This is a genomic window from Sphingopyxis sp. H073, from assembly GCF_001468395.1.
Taxonomy (GTDB): domain Bacteria; phylum Pseudomonadota; class Alphaproteobacteria; order Sphingomonadales; family Sphingomonadaceae; genus Sphingopyxis.
Map to the genome: position 1 here is coordinate 58,752 of NZ_LNSG01000006.1, position 17,710 is coordinate 76,461.

Annotated in this window: 17 protein-coding genes; 11 read left to right on the plus strand and 6 right to left on the minus strand. The window is 62.5% G+C overall.

The window, feature by feature from the left end; all coding sequences use genetic code 11:
• The first annotated feature begins 71 nt into the window (after positions 1-71).
• From ATE64_RS12810 to ATE64_RS12830, 5 genes are all read left to right on the plus strand, one after another.
• Positions 72-509, plus strand: coding sequence for a nuclear transport factor 2 family protein (locus ATE64_RS12810; RefSeq protein WP_058457084.1), 438 nt, complete (start codon positions 72-74; stop codon positions 507-509).
• Positions 510-518: 9 nt separating this feature from the next.
• Entirely contained in the window at positions 519-1,610 is a 1,092-nt protein-coding gene (locus ATE64_RS12815; protein WP_058457083.1) for a Gfo/Idh/MocA family oxidoreductase, read from the plus strand.
• Positions 1,611-1,627: 17 nt separating this feature from the next.
• Positions 1,628-2,593, plus strand: coding sequence for a quinone oxidoreductase (locus tag ATE64_RS12820; RefSeq protein WP_058457082.1), 966 nt, complete (start codon positions 1,628-1,630; stop codon positions 2,591-2,593).
• A gap of 219 nt (positions 2,594-2,812) precedes the next feature.
• Positions 2,813-3,247: a DsrE family protein gene (locus ATE64_RS12825; protein ID WP_058457081.1), complete on the plus strand. Its 435-nt coding sequence runs from the start codon at positions 2,813-2,815 to the stop codon at positions 3,245-3,247.
• 11 nt (positions 3,248-3,258) lie between these two features.
• Positions 3,259-4,254, plus strand: a complete 996-nt coding sequence (locus tag ATE64_RS12830; protein ID WP_058457080.1) for a zinc-dependent alcohol dehydrogenase family protein — start codon at positions 3,259-3,261, stop codon at positions 4,252-4,254.
• 195 nt (positions 4,255-4,449) lie between these two features.
• Here the strand turns inward: ATE64_RS12830 and ATE64_RS12835 are convergent, their stop codons facing one another.
• Complete coding sequence (locus ATE64_RS12835) at positions 4,450-4,749, minus strand: 4-oxalocrotonate tautomerase family protein (protein ID WP_058457079.1); 300 nt, start codon at positions 4,747-4,749, stop codon at positions 4,450-4,452.
• A 678-nt stretch (positions 4,750-5,427) separates the two neighbouring features.
• On the opposite strand from ATE64_RS12835, the gene ATE64_RS12840 reads away from it, so the two are divergent.
• From ATE64_RS12840 to ATE64_RS12855, 4 genes are all read left to right on the plus strand, one after another.
• Positions 5,428-6,081, plus strand: a complete 654-nt coding sequence (locus tag ATE64_RS12840; protein ID WP_058455130.1) for a LuxR C-terminal-related transcriptional regulator — start codon at positions 5,428-5,430, stop codon at positions 6,079-6,081.
• A 158-nt stretch (positions 6,082-6,239) separates the two neighbouring features.
• Complete coding sequence (locus ATE64_RS12845; RefSeq protein ID WP_058455129.1) at positions 6,240-7,064, plus strand: alpha/beta hydrolase; 825 nt, start codon at positions 6,240-6,242, stop codon at positions 7,062-7,064.
• Between the two features lie 58 nt (positions 7,065-7,122).
• Positions 7,123-8,037, plus strand: a complete 915-nt coding sequence (locus ATE64_RS12850; RefSeq protein ID WP_058455128.1) for an SDR family NAD(P)-dependent oxidoreductase — start codon at positions 7,123-7,125, stop codon at positions 8,035-8,037.
• Positions 8,021-8,479, plus strand: a complete 459-nt coding sequence (locus tag ATE64_RS12855) for a DUF983 domain-containing protein (protein ID WP_331458608.1) — start codon at positions 8,021-8,023, stop codon at positions 8,477-8,479. The genes ATE64_RS12850 and ATE64_RS12855 overlap by 17 nt, the downstream gene beginning before the upstream one ends.
• On the opposite strand, the gene ATE64_RS12860 is transcribed toward ATE64_RS12855, so the two are convergent.
• Positions 8,476-9,105, minus strand: coding sequence for a response regulator transcription factor (locus ATE64_RS12860; protein WP_197410119.1), 630 nt, complete (start codon positions 9,103-9,105; stop codon positions 8,476-8,478). The genes ATE64_RS12855 and ATE64_RS12860 overlap by 4 nt on opposite strands.
• Positions 9,102-12,125: a sensor histidine kinase gene (locus ATE64_RS12865; protein ID WP_167541768.1), complete on the minus strand. Its 3,024-nt coding sequence runs from the start codon at positions 12,123-12,125 to the stop codon at positions 9,102-9,104. The genes ATE64_RS12860 and ATE64_RS12865 overlap by 4 nt, the downstream gene beginning before the upstream one ends.
• Positions 12,126-13,923: 1,798 nt before the next feature.
• On the opposite strand from ATE64_RS12865, the gene ATE64_RS12875 reads away from it, so the two are divergent.
• A complete protein-coding gene (locus tag ATE64_RS12875; RefSeq protein ID WP_003045092.1) occupies positions 13,924-14,709 on the plus strand; it encodes a hypothetical protein in 786 nt (261 codons plus the stop codon).
• A gap of 144 nt (positions 14,710-14,853) precedes the next feature.
• Here the strand turns inward: ATE64_RS12875 and ATE64_RS12880 are convergent, their stop codons facing one another.
• The 3 genes from ATE64_RS12880 to ATE64_RS22030 all read right to left on the minus strand — a co-directional run bounded on the left by ATE64_RS12880 (position 14,854) and on the right by ATE64_RS22030 (position 16,531).
• The gene (locus tag ATE64_RS12880) at positions 14,854-15,150 is read right to left on the minus strand and encodes a hypothetical protein (RefSeq protein ID WP_003045088.1); all 297 of its coding nucleotides are present in this window, start codon (positions 15,148-15,150) and stop codon (positions 14,854-14,856) included.
• A gap of 161 nt (positions 15,151-15,311) precedes the next feature.
• Positions 15,312-15,956, minus strand: a complete 645-nt coding sequence (locus ATE64_RS12885; RefSeq protein WP_058455125.1) for a MobA/MobL family protein — start codon at positions 15,954-15,956, stop codon at positions 15,312-15,314.
• A gap of 281 nt (positions 15,957-16,237) precedes the next feature.
• Positions 16,238-16,531, minus strand: a complete 294-nt coding sequence (locus ATE64_RS22030) for a hypothetical protein (protein ID WP_231729078.1) — start codon at positions 16,529-16,531, stop codon at positions 16,238-16,240.
• A gap of 136 nt (positions 16,532-16,667) precedes the next feature.
• Here ATE64_RS22030 and ATE64_RS22035 point away from each other — a divergent pair, with 136 nt between their 5' ends.
• On the plus strand, positions 16,668-16,850 hold the full coding sequence (locus ATE64_RS22035; protein WP_058455124.1) for a hypothetical protein: 183 nt from the start codon (positions 16,668-16,670) through the stop codon (positions 16,848-16,850).
• Positions 16,851-17,710: the final 860 nt, after the last annotated feature.

The window sequence follows — 17,710 nt, forward strand, 5'->3', positions numbered from 1 at the left end:
AGGCGCCGACCCGCGAAACGCGGGCGACGCCTGCTCCGGTCTTTCTCCCCTCCAGACGCAGGAACAACAGCATGACTATAAAGAGCCCGACCGACGAAGTAGCAGCGGCGAAAGCCCGCTACTGCCGCTTCATCGACACCAAGCAGTGGGAGGCCTTCGCGGGGCTTCTCGCCGAAGCCCCGAAGATCCGCATGTTCGGCCCCGACGGCGATCTCCTGTTCGCCTTCGACGAGCGCGACGCATTCGTTGCCCTGTCGAGCCAGTTCCTCGAAAAGGGCCGGTCGATCCACCAGGTCCATAACGCCGAGATCGACGAACTCCCCGACGGCCGCGTGGCCGCGGTCTGGTCGATGGAAGACCTTATTGTCTTCCCCGACGCCGCTCCGGGAGAGACCGCGAGGATGAACGGCTACGGCCATTATCACGAAATCTGGGAGCGTGGTCCCGACGGCTGGCGCATCGCCGCGCTCGAGCTGCGCCGCACCATCCTCGACATCATCCAGGCATAGGAATCCATCATGACCAAGGATCGTATCAACGTCGGCATCATCGGCGTGCATCCCGACAAGGGTTGGGCCAGCACGGCCCATGTCCCCGCCCTGCTGCAGCTTCCCCAGTATCGCATCTCCGCTGTCAGCCATCACAGCCCCGAGGTCGCCGCGGCGGCTGCCGCCAAATATGGCGTCGACCATGCTTTCGGCTCCGCCGACGAGCTGGTGGCGCATGGCGATGTCGATCTTGTCGTCGTCGCGGTGAAGGTGCTCGAGCATCGCGATCTCGTCGCGAAAGCGGCGGCTGCCGGGAAGGCCATCTTTTCGGAGTGGCCGCTCGGGACGAGCCTCGCGGAGGCGACTGCAATGCGCGACCTTGCGGCGCGGCACGGCGTTCGCACCGCTATCGGCCTCCAGACCCGTGCCATTCCGGCCTTCGCCCATATGCGCGACCTCATCGCCGAGGGTTATGTCGGCAAGCCGCTCTCGGCGACGATGATCGGCTCGGGTATCGTCTGGGGCGAAACGCTGAGCGAGGGCTTCGCCTACACGCTCGATCCGGCAAGCGGGGCGGCGATGCTGAACGTGCCGTTCGCGCACTCGCTCGACGGCCTCCTTCATGTCCTCGGCAGCGAGTTCGACAACCTGTCGGCGGTACTCGGCACGGCGCGCCCCACCATTCGCATCGAGGAGACGGGCGCCGAAGTGCCGATGACCGTCGCCGACCAGGTGATGGTCGCGGGGCGCCTCGGCAATGGCGCGGCGCTTTCGGCCCATTTCCGGGGCGGCCTGTCGCGCGGCACCAATTTCCACGTCGAGATCAACGGCACCGCCGGCGATCTCATCCTGACCGCTCCCGTCGGATATGTCGGGATTGGCGACTTCGAGCTTCGCGGCGCGCGCGGCGAAGAGACGCTCCACGCCCTGGAGATTCCCGAGCGCTATGGCGCAACGCGCTTCGAGGCCGGCCCGGCGCAAAGCGTCGCCCTCGCCTATGAACGGCTCGCCTCGGACATGCTCGGGGGGACGTCGCTTGCCCCAAGCTTCGACGATGCCGTCGCACTCCACCGGCTGATCGACACGATCGCGCAGCGCGGCAGCGCCGTCGGTGCGGCCTGAGAGCAAGGAGACGGAATATGAAAGCGATTGTCGTTCGCGCGTTCGGCGGCCCCGAAGCGCTGGGGATCGAAGAAGCCGAGCTGCCCTCGCCGGGCGCCGGTGAAGCACTCGTCGCGGTGAGCGCCGCCGGCGTCAACTTCATGGATACCGGCACCCGCCGGGGCCTGACGCCGGGCAAGTCGGCTCCGGTCGTGCCCGGGGTCGAAGGCGCCGGCACGGTGCTGGCGGTCGGGCCGGGGGTCGTCGACATTCGACCCGGCGACCGCGTTGCCTGGTATTTCGCGTGGGGGAGCTATGCCGAACAGCTCATTGCCCCGGCCGACCAGCTGGTACCCCTTCCCGACGATCTCTCGTTCGAAGATGGCGCGGGCATTATGATGCAGGGCCTCACCGCGAGCAATCTGGTGTTTGAAAGCCACCCGGTGAAGCCCGGGGACGTCGCGCTGGTTCACGCGGCTTCGGGAGGCGTCGGCCTGCTGCTCACGCAGATGATCAAGCTCCTCGGCGGCGAGGTGATCGCGCGCGTATCGAGCGAGGCGAAGGTCGCGCTCGCGCGCGAGGCCGGCGCCGACCATGTCCTCGTCGGGCGCGGCGATGAAATCGGCGATAAGGTGCTCGCAATCACCGCCGGCCGCGGCGTCGACGTCGTCTATGACGGCACTGGCGCCGAGAGCTTTCGCACCTCGCTCGATCTGGTCGATTATCATGGCACGCTCGCGCTGTTCGGGCCGCTCATGGAGCCGCTTCCACCGATCGATCCCTTCTCGATCCCGAAGAGCATCAAGATCACCTACCCGGTGGTCATGCACCATGTCCGCAACCGCGACGCGCTGCTGGCGCGGTCCCGTCAGCTGTTCGACTGGATGCGATCGGGCCAGCTCCGGCTTCATGTCGGGCAGAGCTATCCTCTCGCTGCCGCAGCGGATGCACACCGCGACATCGAGTCGCGACGTTCGACGGGCAAGCTCCTGTTGAAACCCTGACACGGCGGCGGCGGTCCGCCCAGCCCCAGGCGTCCTCCCAAGGCCCCGCCCCGTGCGCCCCCGGCAGCCCTCCCTGCCGGGGGCGATCGCGTCTGCACGGCCTCCCCCATCCGAAACCAACGTATGAATTTTCCCGGGCAGGGAAGAGCATATTCTCGTCAGGCAAGACAAATTCTCCCCTCCGGTCCGCACCGGCCCGGACAGCGAAAGGAAATCATCATGTCCGACGCAAGGCTCCTCACCATCGACATCCCCGTCAAGCTCGCCGAGGTAAAATCGGTGCACAGTATCGGAGGCCTCGCCTTTGAAGGCGACCTGCCGGCCGCGCTGTTCCATCTGGGTCTCATCACGGCGGACATTGCCGACTGGGGCGCTGCCGCGGAGGTAATCACGGTCTTCCATACCAATGCCGGCCATGTCGCGCTACACGACGACGCCTATAATGCGGCGCGCAACATCGCGACCGGCAATCCCTACAAGCAGCTTGTCGCCGATCTCCAGGCGGTGGGCGTCCAGATGGAATTGTGCGGCGCGACGGCCAAGGTGAACGGGTGGGTCAATGCCGATCTTCTGCCGGGCATCCGGATCAACCTCGACGCGATGGCCCGGACGATTCAGCTCGTCCAGCAGGGCTTCGTCAAGATCACCGAATAAAGGATATCATCATGACCAAGAATTCGATGCGGGCTTTGATCCTCGATGAGGCCAATGCGCCCTTCCGGTCGGTGCTGACCGAGCGTCCCGAGCTCGGGAGCGGCCAGGTTCTGGTGCGCGCGCATGCGAGCGGCGTGAACCCGCTCGACACGAAAATCCGGGCCGGCCAGGCGGCGCATGCGCGGCACAGCTTCCCCGGCATCCTCGGCATGGATCTTGCCGGGGTGGTCGAGGAAGTCGGCACCGACGTCACGGGCTTCCAGCCCGGCGACGAGGTGTGGGGCATGACCGGCGGCGTCGGTAACGTCCAGGGCTCGCTCGCCGAATATGCGGCGGTCGACGCCGCGCTTCTTGCCCGCAAGCCCGCCAACATCTCGATGCGCGAGGCAGCCGCCCTGCCGCTCGTCACGATCACTGCCTGGGAAGGGCTGGTCGACCGCGCCGGGGTCCGCGCCGGCCAGACGGTCCTCGTACTCGGCGGCGCCGGCGGCGTCGGTCATGTCGCGGTCCAGATCGCCCTCGCACGCGGGGCAAAGGTCTTCGCAGTCGACCATTCAAACCGCGCCGACTACCTCACATCGCTCGGCGCGATCCCGATCGACCGCGAGGAAGCCGTCGCGGACTATGTCGAGCGGCTGACCGGCGGCACCGGCTTCGATCTCGTCTATGACACGGTCGGCGGGCCGGTTCTCGACACCGCTTTCGTCGCGGTCAAGCGCTTCGGGCATGTCGTGAGCTGCCTCGGCTGGGGCACGCACGCGCTCGCGCCGCTGTCGTTCCGGGCCGCAACCTACTCGGGCGTATTCACGCTCCTGCCGCTCCTCACAGGCGAAGGCCGCGCCCATCATGGCGAGATCATGGCCGAAGCGACGAAGCTCGTCGAAGCGGGCAAGCTGGTGCCGCGCCTCGACCCGCGTCGCTTCACGCTCGACGAGGCCGCCGATGCGCATGCCGCGATCGCCGATCGTTCGGCGCAGGGCAAGCTCGTGATCGACGTCGCGCTCTGATCCCGACGACTGCGCTGCAAGGCCGGGCGATCGACAGATCGTCCGGCCTTGTCATCTGGTGCGCGGAATATTGAATGCCGACGACCCGAACGTAACGCTCGTGGCTTCGCAGGGTAAAGGCGTCATGAGCATCCCCTCCAGGTGGAGGCGGCGGACCGCCTGGGCCCGCCGCCTTCTGGTAGCGCCGAACGCGCGTCAGCTGAGGGGGGGCAGCTGCGCGGCGAATTCGGCGCGGGTCTTGGGCTGACCGTCGATCATCTCGACGGTCGCCTTCGACTTCTCGAGCGACTGCATGAGCGACGCGGGGCCCGCGAACGGCCGCCCGCCGATGTGCCACCCATCGGTGTGAAGCTCTTCGATAAGAACCCAGACGACTTCGCGAAAGGCCTCGGACCCTTCGAACCGCACCATGACGTCGGTGAGTGCCTTGGCCATTTCGTGCTTCTGCTCGGGGGTAAAGACGCCGTCGACGAGCTTGACGTTCACAAAGGGCATGATCGATCCTTCCTGGTCTCGGCTACCAGCGGCAACCGTTCGTGCCGGGCAAGCTTCCCCCACATCACTCGCGATCGGTAGTCATGCCTTGGTATGAGTTATCGCTCCCCGGAAACTGCGCCGATGATGCCCGCCACAGCATCGTTGTGACCGCCTGCGTCCGATCTGAGACGTGGAGCTTTGAGAAGATGCTCCGCAGATGGGCGAGACCAAGAGTTCCATGCCTCTCCCGATCTGCCGTGGGACCATCATTGTACCAGAGCGCCGTAACAACGACTGAATGTGCCGCAAATATCCTCGCGGGCCCTATCGGTTTCGCAGCCAACTGGGGAGTAACCCGGAGCGGCGGCTGACTTTGGCGATACTCGATAGATTTGGGCATTTATCGCGGTTTAGCTCGCTCCGCGTCCGCTCTTCGCGAGACGGAATAAGGTATGCGTCACTCGAATTGGGATGCGCCCTCTAGCTTGGCTCGGGATGGATCAAGACGCGCGCGAGGGGGATGATGGCCTCAGAAAGACGTGTCGAAAAGGACCGATTTCAATGACCGCCTCGCTCTCCCCCGGCCCCCAGTCCAGGACGCCTCTCCCTCCCCCGCCCCGTAGCTATCCTGGACTGGGAGTTGCTCGCTCCGATGCGGCCAGCGTCATTGCCCCGAACGGTACGACCGCGACAGCCGTGGAAGCGCTCGCGAGCGAAGCGGAAACGCTCGTGGTAATCGTCGACGGCGAACCGACAACGCGCGATGCGCTCAAATGCCGCCTCACCGCTGCGGGTCATTCGGCCGTCGCCTTTTCGTCGCTGCCGAGGCTGCTTGAGGCCGTGCTTCCTGATTGCGCGACCTGTTATCTCATCGACGCATGGCTCCCGGGCGCACTGGAATTCCAGGCATATCTGCGCGAGCGCGGCCTCAGACGCTCGATCGTCTATGTCTCGCGCGGCGGAGATTTTGTGACGGGCATTCGCGCGATGAAGAATGGCGCCGTCGATTTTCTCCTGAAGCCCGTCGGCGAGAAGGCTCTGCGCGAGGCCGTCAACCTCGCACTCGACCGCGACCGCATGCGGCGTGACGTCGATCGCTCGGCGCGTCAGACGATGGAGCGGGTCGCCAAACTGACACCCCGCGAATGGCAGGTGATGGGCGCTGTCGCCTTCGGCAAGCTCAACAAGCAGATCGCCTATGACCTCGGGATCAGCGAGATCACCGTAAAAATCCACCGCGGCAATCTCAAGCGCAAGCTTCGCGCCCGTTCGGTCGGCGAACTCGTCCGGCTTTGGGAGATGCTGCCGCCGAATCTCAGGAAATTCAAAACCGAAGGAGGACAGACATGACGACCCAACAAGATTCTGCATTGCCCGCACTCTCCGGTTCCCGGCGCGACATATTGCTTGGCGCGGTCGGCGCGACCGTCGCCGCGACGCTTCCGATTGCTGCCGCCGCCGCGCCGGCGACATCATCCCACCCCTCAACCCGGAAAGGACGCAAACCCATGGGCACGATCACCACCAAGGACGGCACCGAAATCTTCTACAAGGATTGGGGCGAGGGTCAGCCGATCGTCTTCCATCACGGCTGGCCGCTGAGCTCGGACGACTGGGACAACCAGATGCTATACTTCCTTGCGAAAGGGTATCGCGTGATCGCGCATGACCGCCGCGGCCACGGCCGGTCGACGCAGACCGACCATGGCAATGATATGGACACCTACGCCGCCGACGTGGCGGAACTGGCCAACGCGCTCGATCTCAGAAATGCCATTCACATTGGGCATTCGACTGGCGGCGGCGAAGTGACGCGCTATGTGGCGCGCCATGGCAACGGCCGCGTCGCCAAGGCGGTGCTGATCAGCGCGATCCCGCCGCTGATGCTGAAAACTGCCGCCAATCCCGGGGGCACGCCGATCGAAGTCTTCGATGGCTACCGCAGCGCGCTCGCCGCGAACCGGGCGCAATTCTACCTCGATGTGGCGAGCGGGCCCTTCTATGGATTCAACCGGCCGGGCGCCAAGATATACGAAGGTCTGATCCGCAACTGGTGGCGCCAGGGTATGATGGGCGGAACCAAGGCGCATTACGACTGCATCAAGGTTTTTTCCGAAACCGATCTCACCGAGGATCTGAAGATGATCGATGTTCCGACGCTGGTGATGCACAGCGAAGACGATCAGGTCGTTCCCTTCGCGGATTCGGCGCCGCTCGCGGTCAAGCTGCTGAAGGCAGGGACGCTCAAGGTCTACAAGGACCTGCCGCATGGCATGTTCGCCAGCCACCCCGACATCATCAACCCGGACATCGCCGCGTTCCTCAAGAGCTGATGTCCATCATCCCGGGAGCGGCCGCCAATTCGTGCGCCGCTCCCGGCAAGGAGTAATCATGAGATTTTCGACGCCCTTCAATTCCCGTAGCACGGCCGACGAGGTCATTCGGGATGTCGACCTCCATGGGAAGCGGGCGATCGTCACTGGCGGGGCCGCCGGAATCGGCGTCGAGACGGCGCGCGCGCTGGCATCGGCAGGCGCGGCCGTCACCCTCGCCGTGCGCCGGCCCGAAGCAGCGCAGCCGGTTGCTGACGCTCTCCGCGCCTCGACGGGCAATGCTGCCATTGAAGTCCGGCGTCTTGATCTCGCCGACCTCAAATCGGTGAACAGTTTCACAGACGACTGGCAAGGGCCCCTCGACATTCTCGTCAACAATGCCGGCATCATGGCTACGCCCGAACTCGAGAAAACGCCTCAAGGACATGAACTCCAGTTCGGCACCAACTATCTTGGCCATTTCGCGCTGACCCAGTGGCTGCGACCGGCTCTCGCCGCCGCGCACGGCGCGCGCGTGGTATCGCTCAGCTCAAGCGGGCACTGGTTCAGCCCGGTCCTGTTCGACGATCTTGCATTCGACTTCGTCCCCTACACGCCGATCGGCGCTTATGGGCAATCCAAATCTGCCTGCGCTCTCCTCTCAGTCGCGCTGACACATCACTGGAAGGATGACGGCATCCTGTCGAACGCACTCAATCCGGGCGCGATCGCAACGGGTCTCCAACAGCATACGGGCGGTCTTCGGACGCCGGTAGAGCTCAGAAAGACGGTCGAGCAAGGCGCAGCGACCTCGGTCCTGCTAGCTGCCTCACCTCTGCTTGCGGGCGTCGGCGGCCTCTATTTCGAGGATTGCAACGAGGCACCGCGTATCACGGCGAGGCCGACGGACTTCAGTGGCGGCGTCGCCGGCTATGCGCTCGATCCCGGCAATGCCGACCGGCTATGGGAAACGTCGCTTGCCTTCCTCGGCTGACGACACCGGACGCGAGGAGCGTCACGACTGGCGCTGGATATATGGCATCGGGCTTCGCGGGCTTTGTCCACGCTGCGGCAAGGCCATCATGTTTCACGGCTGGCTCAAGATCGCGGACAAATGTCCGAGCTGCGGTCTCGACTACGACTTCGCGACCCCCGACGACGGTCCGGCCTTTTTCGCGCTCTGCTTCATCACCTTTCCGCTGCTGTTCCTCGTCGTCGGATTCGAAGTCATGCTGAGGCCACCGTGGTGGGTGCATCTGCTCGTCTCGCTTCCGCTGATAACCGTCCCCTGCGTTCTCGCCCTCCGGCCGATTAAGGGGTGGCTGGTGGCATCGCAATATGTGAACAGGGCGAGGAAGCAGGGACCGAGGCATCCTGGAGGGACCTCAACGCGCGCGTCAGGGACAGGCACGCCGGCGGCTGAAGCCGCAGATTAAAGCGTGATGATGCCCCGGCGGAGCGCGGTCGTGACCGCCTGGGTGCGATCGGTGACGCCGAGCTTGATGAAAATGGTGCGCAGATGCGCCTTCACTGTTTCTTCCGAAACCGACAGTTCCCAGGCCACGAGCTTGTTCGCCTTACCCGTTGCGACCTGCTCGAGAATGGCGATTTCTCGGGGGCTCAGAGGCTCCTCTGCGGCATGAATGGCGATCTCCTGCGCGACGTCGGCCGGAACGTAGCGGCGCCCCGCATGCACCGAACGAATGGCGGTCAGCAGCTCATCGATGAGCGAGCTTTTGAGCAGGTAGCCGCATGCACCTGCCTTGAGCGCCCGCACCGCCTGCACGTCGCCGGAGTAAGTCGTCAGCACGACAAGGCGGGCATTGGGGGATTCGGAGCGAATCGCGGTAATAGCCTCGAGACCCGACATCACCGGCATCTGGAGATCCATCAGCGTCAGATCCGGGCGGAGCTTGCGGTGGAGTTCGACAGCCTCGGCGCCATTCTCGGCTTCGCCAACGACATGCATGTCCGCCTCGGGCGCGACGATGGCGGCGATACCTTCGCGCAACATGACATGATCGTCGACGATGAGGAGGCGGGTCGGATGGTCTGGTTTCAAGGCATGCGCTTTCGCAAGGGAAACAGCGAGCGGAGCCGCTGCACGATACCGACGGGACGGCTACTATACGCCGCAGCGGCCGGAATCGACAGCGCGACCTCCGTCCCCCGGCCGGGTCGGCTGCTTATCGTCAGTTCGGCGCCAATGCGATCGGCCCGTTCGCGTATCCCGACAAGCCCGTAATGACCGGCGCGCGAGCCTTGCAAGGCGACATCCTCCGGAATTCCCCTGCCGTCGTCGCGAAGCGCCAGTTTGAGGTCGCGGGCGCCCCACAGCAGATCGATCCGGAGCGACCCAGCTCCCGAATGATGAACGACGTTCCGGATCGCTTCTTCGCAGATCCGTTCGATTTCCTCGAAGGCGATCGGGTGGAGGCCGTGCGGCGTTCCCTCGCTGGTCATCCGCACGTCGATCCCGGAGCCGGTCGTGATATCCCGGGCGAGGTCGAGAAGAACCGTCTCCAGACCCGTGTCGCTGCGCGGGGCCCTGAGGTCGCGCACGCGGTCGCGGCCCTCGACCAATATGCCCTGCGCCCGGGCCAGTGCCTCGTCGAGCGGTTTGCGTTCGCCTGCCGGCAGCCGATTAACACCTGCCTTGAACTGGAGCATGAGCGCCTGGAAGCCCTGCAGAAGCGTATCGTGCAGTTCGCGCGCTATGCGCTCGCGTTCTGCGATCCTGACGTCGAAACGGCCCTGCAGGCGCGCCTCGAGTTGTCGGACCCGAAACAGATAAGCGGCCGCGCCAAGCGCAAGCAGCAAAAGCCCGACAAGCATCTTGAACCAGATCGATTCCAAGAAAGTCGGAGGAATGGTGACTTCCAGGACCGCGCCTTTCCGGTTCCATACGCCGTCCTCGTTCGCGGCGATGACGCGAAAACGATAGGTGCCGGGCCCGAGGTTCGTGTAACTTGCCAGTCGGCGGCGCCCAGGGTCGACCCACTCCGCGTCCTGACCCTCCAGCCGATACCGGACCTGGACCCGTTCGGGTACGCCGAGGCTGAGCGCTGCGAAGCCGAAGGTCAGCGACGAACTGCCAGCCGGGAGCCGAATCTGCTTCGGATCGAAATATTTGATGCCGCCCGCGATCAGCGTTCCGATTGCGACGGGCGGCGGCAGCTTGTTCGACGTGATATGCGCGGGATCGATCCACACCGTCCCGGCGAGCGTCGCTCCCCAGATTCGCCCATCGCCACCCTGAACGAGCGATTGCATGCTTTGCCGGGCGTATCGGTCCGGAAGGCCGTCGACGAAGTCGAACAGGCGGTAAGGTGCCGTGAATTTTGGATCGCTCAAGGCGCGGTCAAGGTCGGCGGACCGCATGCGCACAAAGCCTTGGTAGCCGAGCGCCCATGTCTCCCCGTCCGCGGTCTGAACGATCCCGTTCACACCGCGCAACCCTGGCACGCGAGCGAAGCCGAAGGACGTGATCCTTCCATCCTTCAGACGGCCGAAGCGATCCGCTCCGGCGATCCATATGCCGGCGCGGGTCGGCGCCATCGTATAAATCGTGCCGAGCGACGGGCGATTGGCGGTCAAGAGAGTCTGGCCTTCGGCATCGAGGCGGGCAAAGCGGTCGGTACCCCAGATCATCCAGACATCCCCCTGCGCGGGATCGCGCACCATCTGGGTCGGATAAAATTCCTGCTTTTCGGCCTTGGCCGGGATGTTGAACCAGCCGTTCGCGGTCTGCCGGAAGAGGCCGCTTCCCGCCGCGGTCATCCACATCCGGCCCCAGCGATCAAGACCGCATCCGTAAATCCCCGTCTCGGTACCCAGCGGGCGGGCGAGCGAGCGCCGCGACGTGGGAGATATGACAAGGATTCGGTCGCCCAGCACGACCCAAATCGACCCTCCGGGTCCGTCGCAAATCGCCTCGGGCTCGCCAGTACCTCCCTCCACGAGCTCGGGCGCAGCGCGGGGCCGGGCGCGATAGATGCTGTCCGCCTGCGCAATGATGACGCTTCCATCGCGAGCGACATGCAGGATGTCGCCATAAGCGGCTGGCTTGGTCAGCGCTTTCTCGACAGCGACATTGGCGTTGCGAAACCGGTCGAGCCCGAGCGACGTCGCGACCCAGATATTTCCCTCGCGATCCTCGAAGACTGCGATCGTCGCATCCGACGTCAGGCCATCGGCTGCGAGAAATTCCGTCGACGGGGCTGGCGCATGGTCCGGGCCGAGCGCAGAAGGCATCCGAAGCCGCTCGATCCCGTCGCCGCGCCGCGCGACCCAGAGGTTTCCATCCCTGTCGAACTTGATGGTGAAGCCGCGCCGGACCTTGTTGGTCGGATAGTTGAATGCAGCCGGCTTGCCCGACCAGCGGCCGCCGGGTCCTGTCACCGGCCGGACGCCGAGCGTGTCGCGTGCCCAAAGCCGCCCTTCCGGGTCGACAGAGAGGTGAGACCGCATGCCGGGCTGCGAAATCATGAGCTCGAAGCGCTCGCTTCCATTTTGCTTGCGGAAGATCTTGTCGCGATATGCCGCCCAAAGCGCTCCGTCGCGCGTCACCGCAAGGCCGGTGTTGCTATCCCGCCCATGACCCGCTGTCGGCTGGACTTCGGTCCACGATCCTTTCCGATAACGCAGAAGGGGCCTGCCGACCTGTCCGATTGCCGCCCAGATATCGCCATCCGGCGTCTGGATCATATGTACGACTTCCCCGTCGAAGCGCGGGGTGGGGACGAAGGAGAGCTTGCCGCGACGGTAGACGGCGAAGCGTCCCGACGCGGAGTAGCTCGTCCAGAGGTCACCGTTTTTCGCAACCAGGAGCGTACGTGGCCCTCCGGTCTCGTCCTCGACGGCTGCATCCATTCGCTCGAAGGCGATCCCGTCGAACCGGAACAGGCCCTCGCCGCTCGCCAACCACAGATATCCGTCGGGTGTTTGCGCGATGGCGTGGATCGGGGCGGGCGCGCCATCGTCACGGGTCCAGCGCGTATGTCGATACTGGTCAATACCGCGATTAGGATCGAGAGCGAAGGCCGGTCGCTCCGCGAGCATAGTTCCTGCAATCAGCGACATCGCCAGAAGCAATAGAGGGGCTCGACGCCAATAGGTCTTCGGTGCAGATGTCTTCAAATGGCCCACCTGCATACCCCATAGCAGCGATCCAGCAATGCCGTTCTACGCTCATCGCGAACGCTCTTCATCCCCAAAAGGCTAAGTCTGCGATACCCAATATCGGGATGTATCTTGGCGACCGCCGCGCTCATATCGCTCAGCCATGCGATCATTCTTTCCCGAGTATCCTGCGGGGACCCTCGGCGCTGGCCTTTTGCTGATGCGCTTCTCCAACGCCGCTTCGCTGGCTCTGGACCCGCTGCCTGCGGCCGCTATCCACTCCTGGCTGACGGGACTGTTGGCCCTTGCCCTGCTTCTCGGCCTTCGGACCCGAGCGGCCGCCCTGACTGGCATATTCATGACGCTGTGGGAGCCTCCCGTCGGGGAAAGCACGGCGATGCTACTTTGCCATCTGTCGGCTCTCGCCGCGCTGATGCTCGGAGGGCCGGGCGCCTATTCGGCAGATGCTCGCTCGTTCGGGCGAAGAACCATTACGCTCCCGGGCAAGTCCTGAGCGGGTCGCGAAAACAGTTTAAAGTCATGCAACAGCAGGGACGCGACCAGCACCGCAAAACGCGCGATCCGGTGAACCACGCGGTCATGAGCAGATGCCCGGAACGTTGATTCAGTGAAGGCCGACGGCCTGATCGCATTGCGCGGAGGATTAGACCGCCCCATGTCGCGCGGCGCCGACGTTTATCACGGCGCCTCAGCCGGTTCGATGTCGACAGAACAAGCGAGGGACTTCTTCCGCCGGTCAGGCTGCTTCCGGCAGGCCCCGATGGCCTTTTCATTCTGGCCATAAATTTTTGACGAGCGTGCCAAAGCGTTCCGACGCTCTGGGTCTGCCGCCTGCATCAGCCGAACGCCCCGCCCCACAGATCGCGCGAGAAGAGGTCGGCCGCGCGTCGCTCACGCGAACAGGTTCGAATCCTGTGCGCGCGCGTTTTGTTGGTAAGAGCGGAATTGCTACCAACAATCTGACCAAAAACGGGTCGAGCTGCAAGGGGACGACCTGAGCGGAATCGCGATTCCGTCTCAAAATAACTCATTGTTTTTATTGAGTTAGTGGAGACGCTCTGATAGCTTGCGAGCGCTTCTGAAAACACCGGCTGGCTGGGGCGGCAGGAACCTCACCTAAGGAAAAGCTGCACCTCAAAAAGCCCTGATTTCGGCCATTCTCGCGTGGCACCAGTTGCGACTGGCTACACTCACTGGCTACAGTTAGTGGCATCACAGACCAACTGCAATAGAGCTTCGGTGCTGCGTACGAGTACGGGCCCCTGGGCTCTTGCGCAGCGCGTTGTTAAGCGATGTCACGGCGTTAATTTGCACATCGCATGCCGCCCGCTCTCGCCCGAATGAAAAAGGTTCTCCATAGCAACCGCGCCTCGTAGGCGCCGTCCTATCTCGTCAGCAATCAGAAAAACCCCTCGTACCGCGTCTACCAAGTTAGTCCGCGAGAAAAGGGCTGCCCGCGCGGCAAATACACCTAAATCAGTGCTGCAATCTTGCCTGTCCACCGACTAAGCGCGTCAATTCAGGTAGCAGCGCTGCGATAATGCTTCCAGAAAATATGACTGGAGGCCACCCGCGGTGCGGGCGGGCACCCGTTACCTTGCGCCCAGATCTATTGAAATTCGAATAAATGAAAAAAACTTCTGAGTAGCTTGGGATGACATTGCGACGATCCTATAACTCAGGGTCGGCGAAATAATCACGTCCGACGAGATGGAATATTGTCTCCAAGGAGTGAAAAATGAAAATTTGGCCAAAGCCGCAGGATGTACTGCTCGATCAGTATTATACGTGTCAACAAGTCGCACGAAAACTATATGGCGTGTTCCAGGAGTATTTTGATCCGAACCAATATCAGCTAGTCGAGCCGAGCGCTGGCACCGGATCGTTTTTCAGACTGATGCCCCATGAGAGCCTCGCGTTTGATGTTGATCCAAAATATCCGGGTATCCGCACAGCTGATTTCCTATGCGTTGAAATCCGCAGCGAACGAGAGGTGGCTGTGATCGGCAATCCGCCGTTCGGCCGGAATGCCAGTATAGCAGTGCGCTTCTTCAACCATGCTGCGTGCCAGGCGAGTGTCATCGCACTCATACTGCCGAGATCAATTCGGAAGGCCTCCATAGAAAATCGCCTTGATCGTAACTTCCATCTAATCCACGAGGAGACTGTGCAGCGTGACGCGTTCCTATTCAGGTCCAAGCCGTACGATGTACCGGCTGTATTCCAAATCTGGGAGCGTCGCGATGACCTGCGAGAGTTGCAACATGTCGCATTCCACCATCGGGATTGGAGTTGGACGACGCCAGAACGAGCCGACTTCGCGATACAGCGCGTCGGTGCGCGAGCAGGTCGCGTGCACCGAGACCTCACGCGGAGTCCGTCTTCCCACTATTTCATTCGAGGTAATGTGGAGCCAATAATGAAACGGCTCAACTTCGCCAAGGTCGCGCTCAACGTGGCGGGCAATCCGAGCTTATCAAAGTCGGAAATCGTGTCACTCTATCGCCAATTGACCGGGAGGTAAGCATTCGCCCGAAAAGCCATCATCTGAGATCTCCGCTTCCTTGGATACACTGGCTCCGCGACGTCGCACGGTTCGAATTTAAAGAATGCCGTGTTTGGCGGGCGAGGCGAAGCTCATGCAAATCATTCTGGGAAATTGTCACAGTCAAAATGGGCCTAACAGCCGATTCCAGCGGTTCAGAGGATAGAGCGAGCGAAACGTCGTCACACGCATCGTGGAGCGCATGGCGGCGTGCAACAAATTGCGATCTTCCGACGTTGCCGCCCAAGTCACTGGGACTTGGCGACCGTTAAGTGCTTCCACGATGTGAGTGCGCCTAGCTCCCGACAGCCGGTCAGCGATCTGGACGACGAGCAATGCAAACAGGCGCGGCATTTCGCGCATAACGAGGGCCGTGACATACGCGGCAATGACTACAGCAGTTAGTTCAACGATAAACATTCTATTTTCTCCTCCGACCTTCAGATCACCCTCTCCGCTCAATTTCTCTCCTGTTCTGGTTTGAAGACTTCGCTATCCGATCCTTCTGAAGCCAGAACAGGCAATGCGATATTCAGGGTGTTCGGCACCGGGCGTTACCGGTGCTCGGTGCCGACCCGATCTCAGCGGGATTTTTGCGCTGTCGCTGCCATGACATATTCGGGCGGGACGATTCCGGTACGGTCCCACCAACGCTCGGCGAGGCGCTTGCGAGAGTTGTCCGTCCGCAGCCAGTTCTGGCGAACCTTGCCGTAATCGCGGTGCTCCGGGTCATATCCTCGCAAGGTAATGAGGAAATGCACGTGCGGTGCGATTTCGGGCTGATCGTCGGTTTCCGCTTGGTGATGGATCGCCCAGTCGACGACCATGCCGCGGGCCACGAGATAGTCCTCGGCAAAGCCTTCGATCAGATTGCGCCAGAAGGCGAGGTCCTCATGGCGCGGCAGACTGCCAACGCAATGCGCGATGGTCGGCTCGTCGGGCCGATACCGGGCCGCATTCTCGTCCGCTTGTGCCCACAGCGCAATTCCCCCCAGCTTGGGTCCAGCGGCGCGGGCAGGAGCACATCGGCCCGCCGCCGCGAGGTCGGAGCGCGACGCCCAGTTCGGCGTCGGCCCCCATTCATCGACGCTATTCTGGCGGTTGATGTAAGCGTAGCTCGCCTGCGCGGTTCGGTGGGTGCGCAAGAGTTCGGGCGTATAACGGCTTGACCGGTCCCGGATCACATAGCGGGTGTTGAACGGTCGGATGTTGTGGATGGTCGTCATTTGGTACGTCTTTCTATAAAGGAGAAAGGGACCGCATCGCTGCGGCCCCCTTGCTGAGTTTATGTGTGATGGAGGGATGGCGAGACGGCGCCGCAGCGGCTGCTGGACGTCGATTCACCGGATATTTAACGCTGGTCGCTAGACCGTGCCCTGACGGGCATGACAGCGGCCCATCGCATGCGAAGCGTTATGCATATGCACGCTCGCAGGCCTCGCTGCTCGCGCGACCCGAGCAGCGAGGCCATTTTGTCGTTCCATGGTGGGCTTACGAGTACGCTCGCTCAGGCATGGAACAGCCCGTCTTCGAAGCTGACCCATCGCGCAGTCTCATCGCCCGCAGCAAGGCGTTGTCGATAGTCGCGATAATGATGCGCGAACGAGTCTGCACGGCGGATTGGGCGTGAGTTCCCGATATCGGCGAGCGCGGCCTTCAGATACTCGCTGGCGTCGATCCAGTCGCGCAGGGCCAGCATCGTCTCGAAGAAAGGTTCCGGTCGCGCGCTGCGGAACGCTTCGACATGCGCCCACAGCATCAGGCGTGCGGTCGCGACGCGCAGCGCATGACCATTGCCCATGAGCTCGGCGTAGCCACTGCAGGGCACATGAGTACGGCGGATTGACGAAAGCGAGACGCCCTGACCATGTCTGGCTAAGTCCGTCGCCGCCCTTGCTGGCCAATATCTTACGACGCGCTAGGACAGGGCTGAGTTTGTGAGCGCATGGATCGAGATCTATTTCGCCAAACGCTTTATAAATATTGTCCATGAAATCTGGCGGGGTGAAGCGGGAATCACGATCTTCCTTCTGACCCAGCGCCCAATACGCTCGAGCGGGAGCTTGACGCCGAGCTCTCGGCGCAAGCGCTGCCAGCAGGCGCAGCAAGTCTTCAACTGATCCCGCACCATTTTCGAGGTCGAGGATGGCCGTGTGCGACAGTCCGGTTCGCCTAACCAAATTCTCCAGCGACTTTCCGTGTTTGATACGGGTGTTGCGGAGCTTTTCGAACAGCGTCTTACCGGCACTCAGACCTGTCAGCATGAAATTGGTTGAGTCCATTACCGCCACAAGCGTTGACACGGTGCCGACACCCTTTTCGAGCCGCGTAATTGTCTGGGGCGACACTCCGACATGCTTGGCCATGACCTTTCGCGACCAACCCTTTGATACGCGCGCTTCGCGCAATTCAACAATTAGGTTAGCACGACTTTCGCCTCCAGGCTCCGGGCGGACTGACGATCCGGCCGAACCGCTACTAACCTTCGAACCGATGCAATTCGACGATTTGCCGCCGAACGGCAATTTTGCCGCTGACAGCCCGGAAGGAGAAGCGTTTGCCCAGACATCCGAACCGCGGGGGAGTGCGGGGGATGTAAGGGATAATTTATTCGACTGCTTTGTGTTCTGTGCATTTCCCATGGCTATGGTTTCCTCGCTCGGCGAGCGAAGCCATGGCTGCTTGGCAGCAATGTTTAGGCTGGTTCATTCATGACCTCGAACGCCATTCAAGCCCGCATCAGCAGATGCGGAGCTCGAAAATTGGCGCGAATCACAAATTCATAGGTCACCGACTTGGGATGCTATCCCCGCCGCATGTTCGCAACTGTGCCGGGCATATAGACCCTAAAGATGAATAAATCTTTAATATAGCTGCGAAGTTTCTCTGGGTAATCGGAATCCTCTATGCGAGCGCGCGATCCCGGCCAGAAAGAATTACGAGAACGCGCGACTGTGTTCGCGTCGTCTTGGGGGTGAGA

What these genes read in the sequence shown, in the direction of transcription:
- ATE64_RS12810 (WP_058457084.1), top strand. Translation starts at nt 72, where the DNA reads ATGACTATAAAGAGCCCGACCGACGAAGTAGCAGCGGCGAAAGCCCGC.
- ATE64_RS12825 (WP_058457081.1), top strand. Translation starts at nt 2,813, where the DNA reads ATGTCCGACGCAAGGCTCCTCACCATCGACATCCCCGTCAAGCTCGCC.
- ATE64_RS12885 (WP_058455125.1), bottom strand. Translation starts at nt 15,956, where the DNA reads ATGACGACCATCCACAACATCCGACCGTTCAACACCCGCTATGTGATC.
- ATE64_RS12850 (WP_058455128.1), top strand. Translation starts at nt 7,123, where the DNA reads ATGAGATTTTCGACGCCCTTCAATTCCCGTAGCACGGCCGACGAGGTC.
- ATE64_RS22030 (WP_231729078.1), bottom strand. Translation starts at nt 16,531, where the DNA reads ATGGGCAATGGTCATGCGCTGCGCGTCGCGACCGCACGCCTGATGCTG.
- ATE64_RS12875 (WP_003045092.1), top strand. Translation starts at nt 13,924, where the DNA reads ATGAAAATTTGGCCAAAGCCGCAGGATGTACTGCTCGATCAGTATTAT.
- ATE64_RS12865 (WP_167541768.1), bottom strand. Translation starts at nt 12,125, where the DNA reads ATGTCGCTGATTGCAGGAACTATGCTCGCGGAGCGACCGGCCTTCGCT.
- ATE64_RS12830 (WP_058457080.1), top strand. Translation starts at nt 3,259, where the DNA reads ATGACCAAGAATTCGATGCGGGCTTTGATCCTCGATGAGGCCAATGCG.
- ATE64_RS12820 (WP_058457082.1), top strand. Translation starts at nt 1,628, where the DNA reads ATGAAAGCGATTGTCGTTCGCGCGTTCGGCGGCCCCGAAGCGCTGGGG.
- ATE64_RS12880 (WP_003045088.1), bottom strand. Translation starts at nt 15,150, where the DNA reads ATGTTTATCGTTGAACTAACTGCTGTAGTCATTGCCGCGTATGTCACG.
- ATE64_RS12845 (WP_058455129.1), top strand. Translation starts at nt 6,240, where the DNA reads ATGGGCACGATCACCACCAAGGACGGCACCGAAATCTTCTACAAGGAT.
- ATE64_RS12835 (WP_058457079.1), bottom strand. Translation starts at nt 4,749, where the DNA reads ATGCCCTTTGTGAACGTCAAGCTCGTCGACGGCGTCTTTACCCCCGAG.
- ATE64_RS12815 (WP_058457083.1), top strand. Translation starts at nt 519, where the DNA reads ATGACCAAGGATCGTATCAACGTCGGCATCATCGGCGTGCATCCCGAC.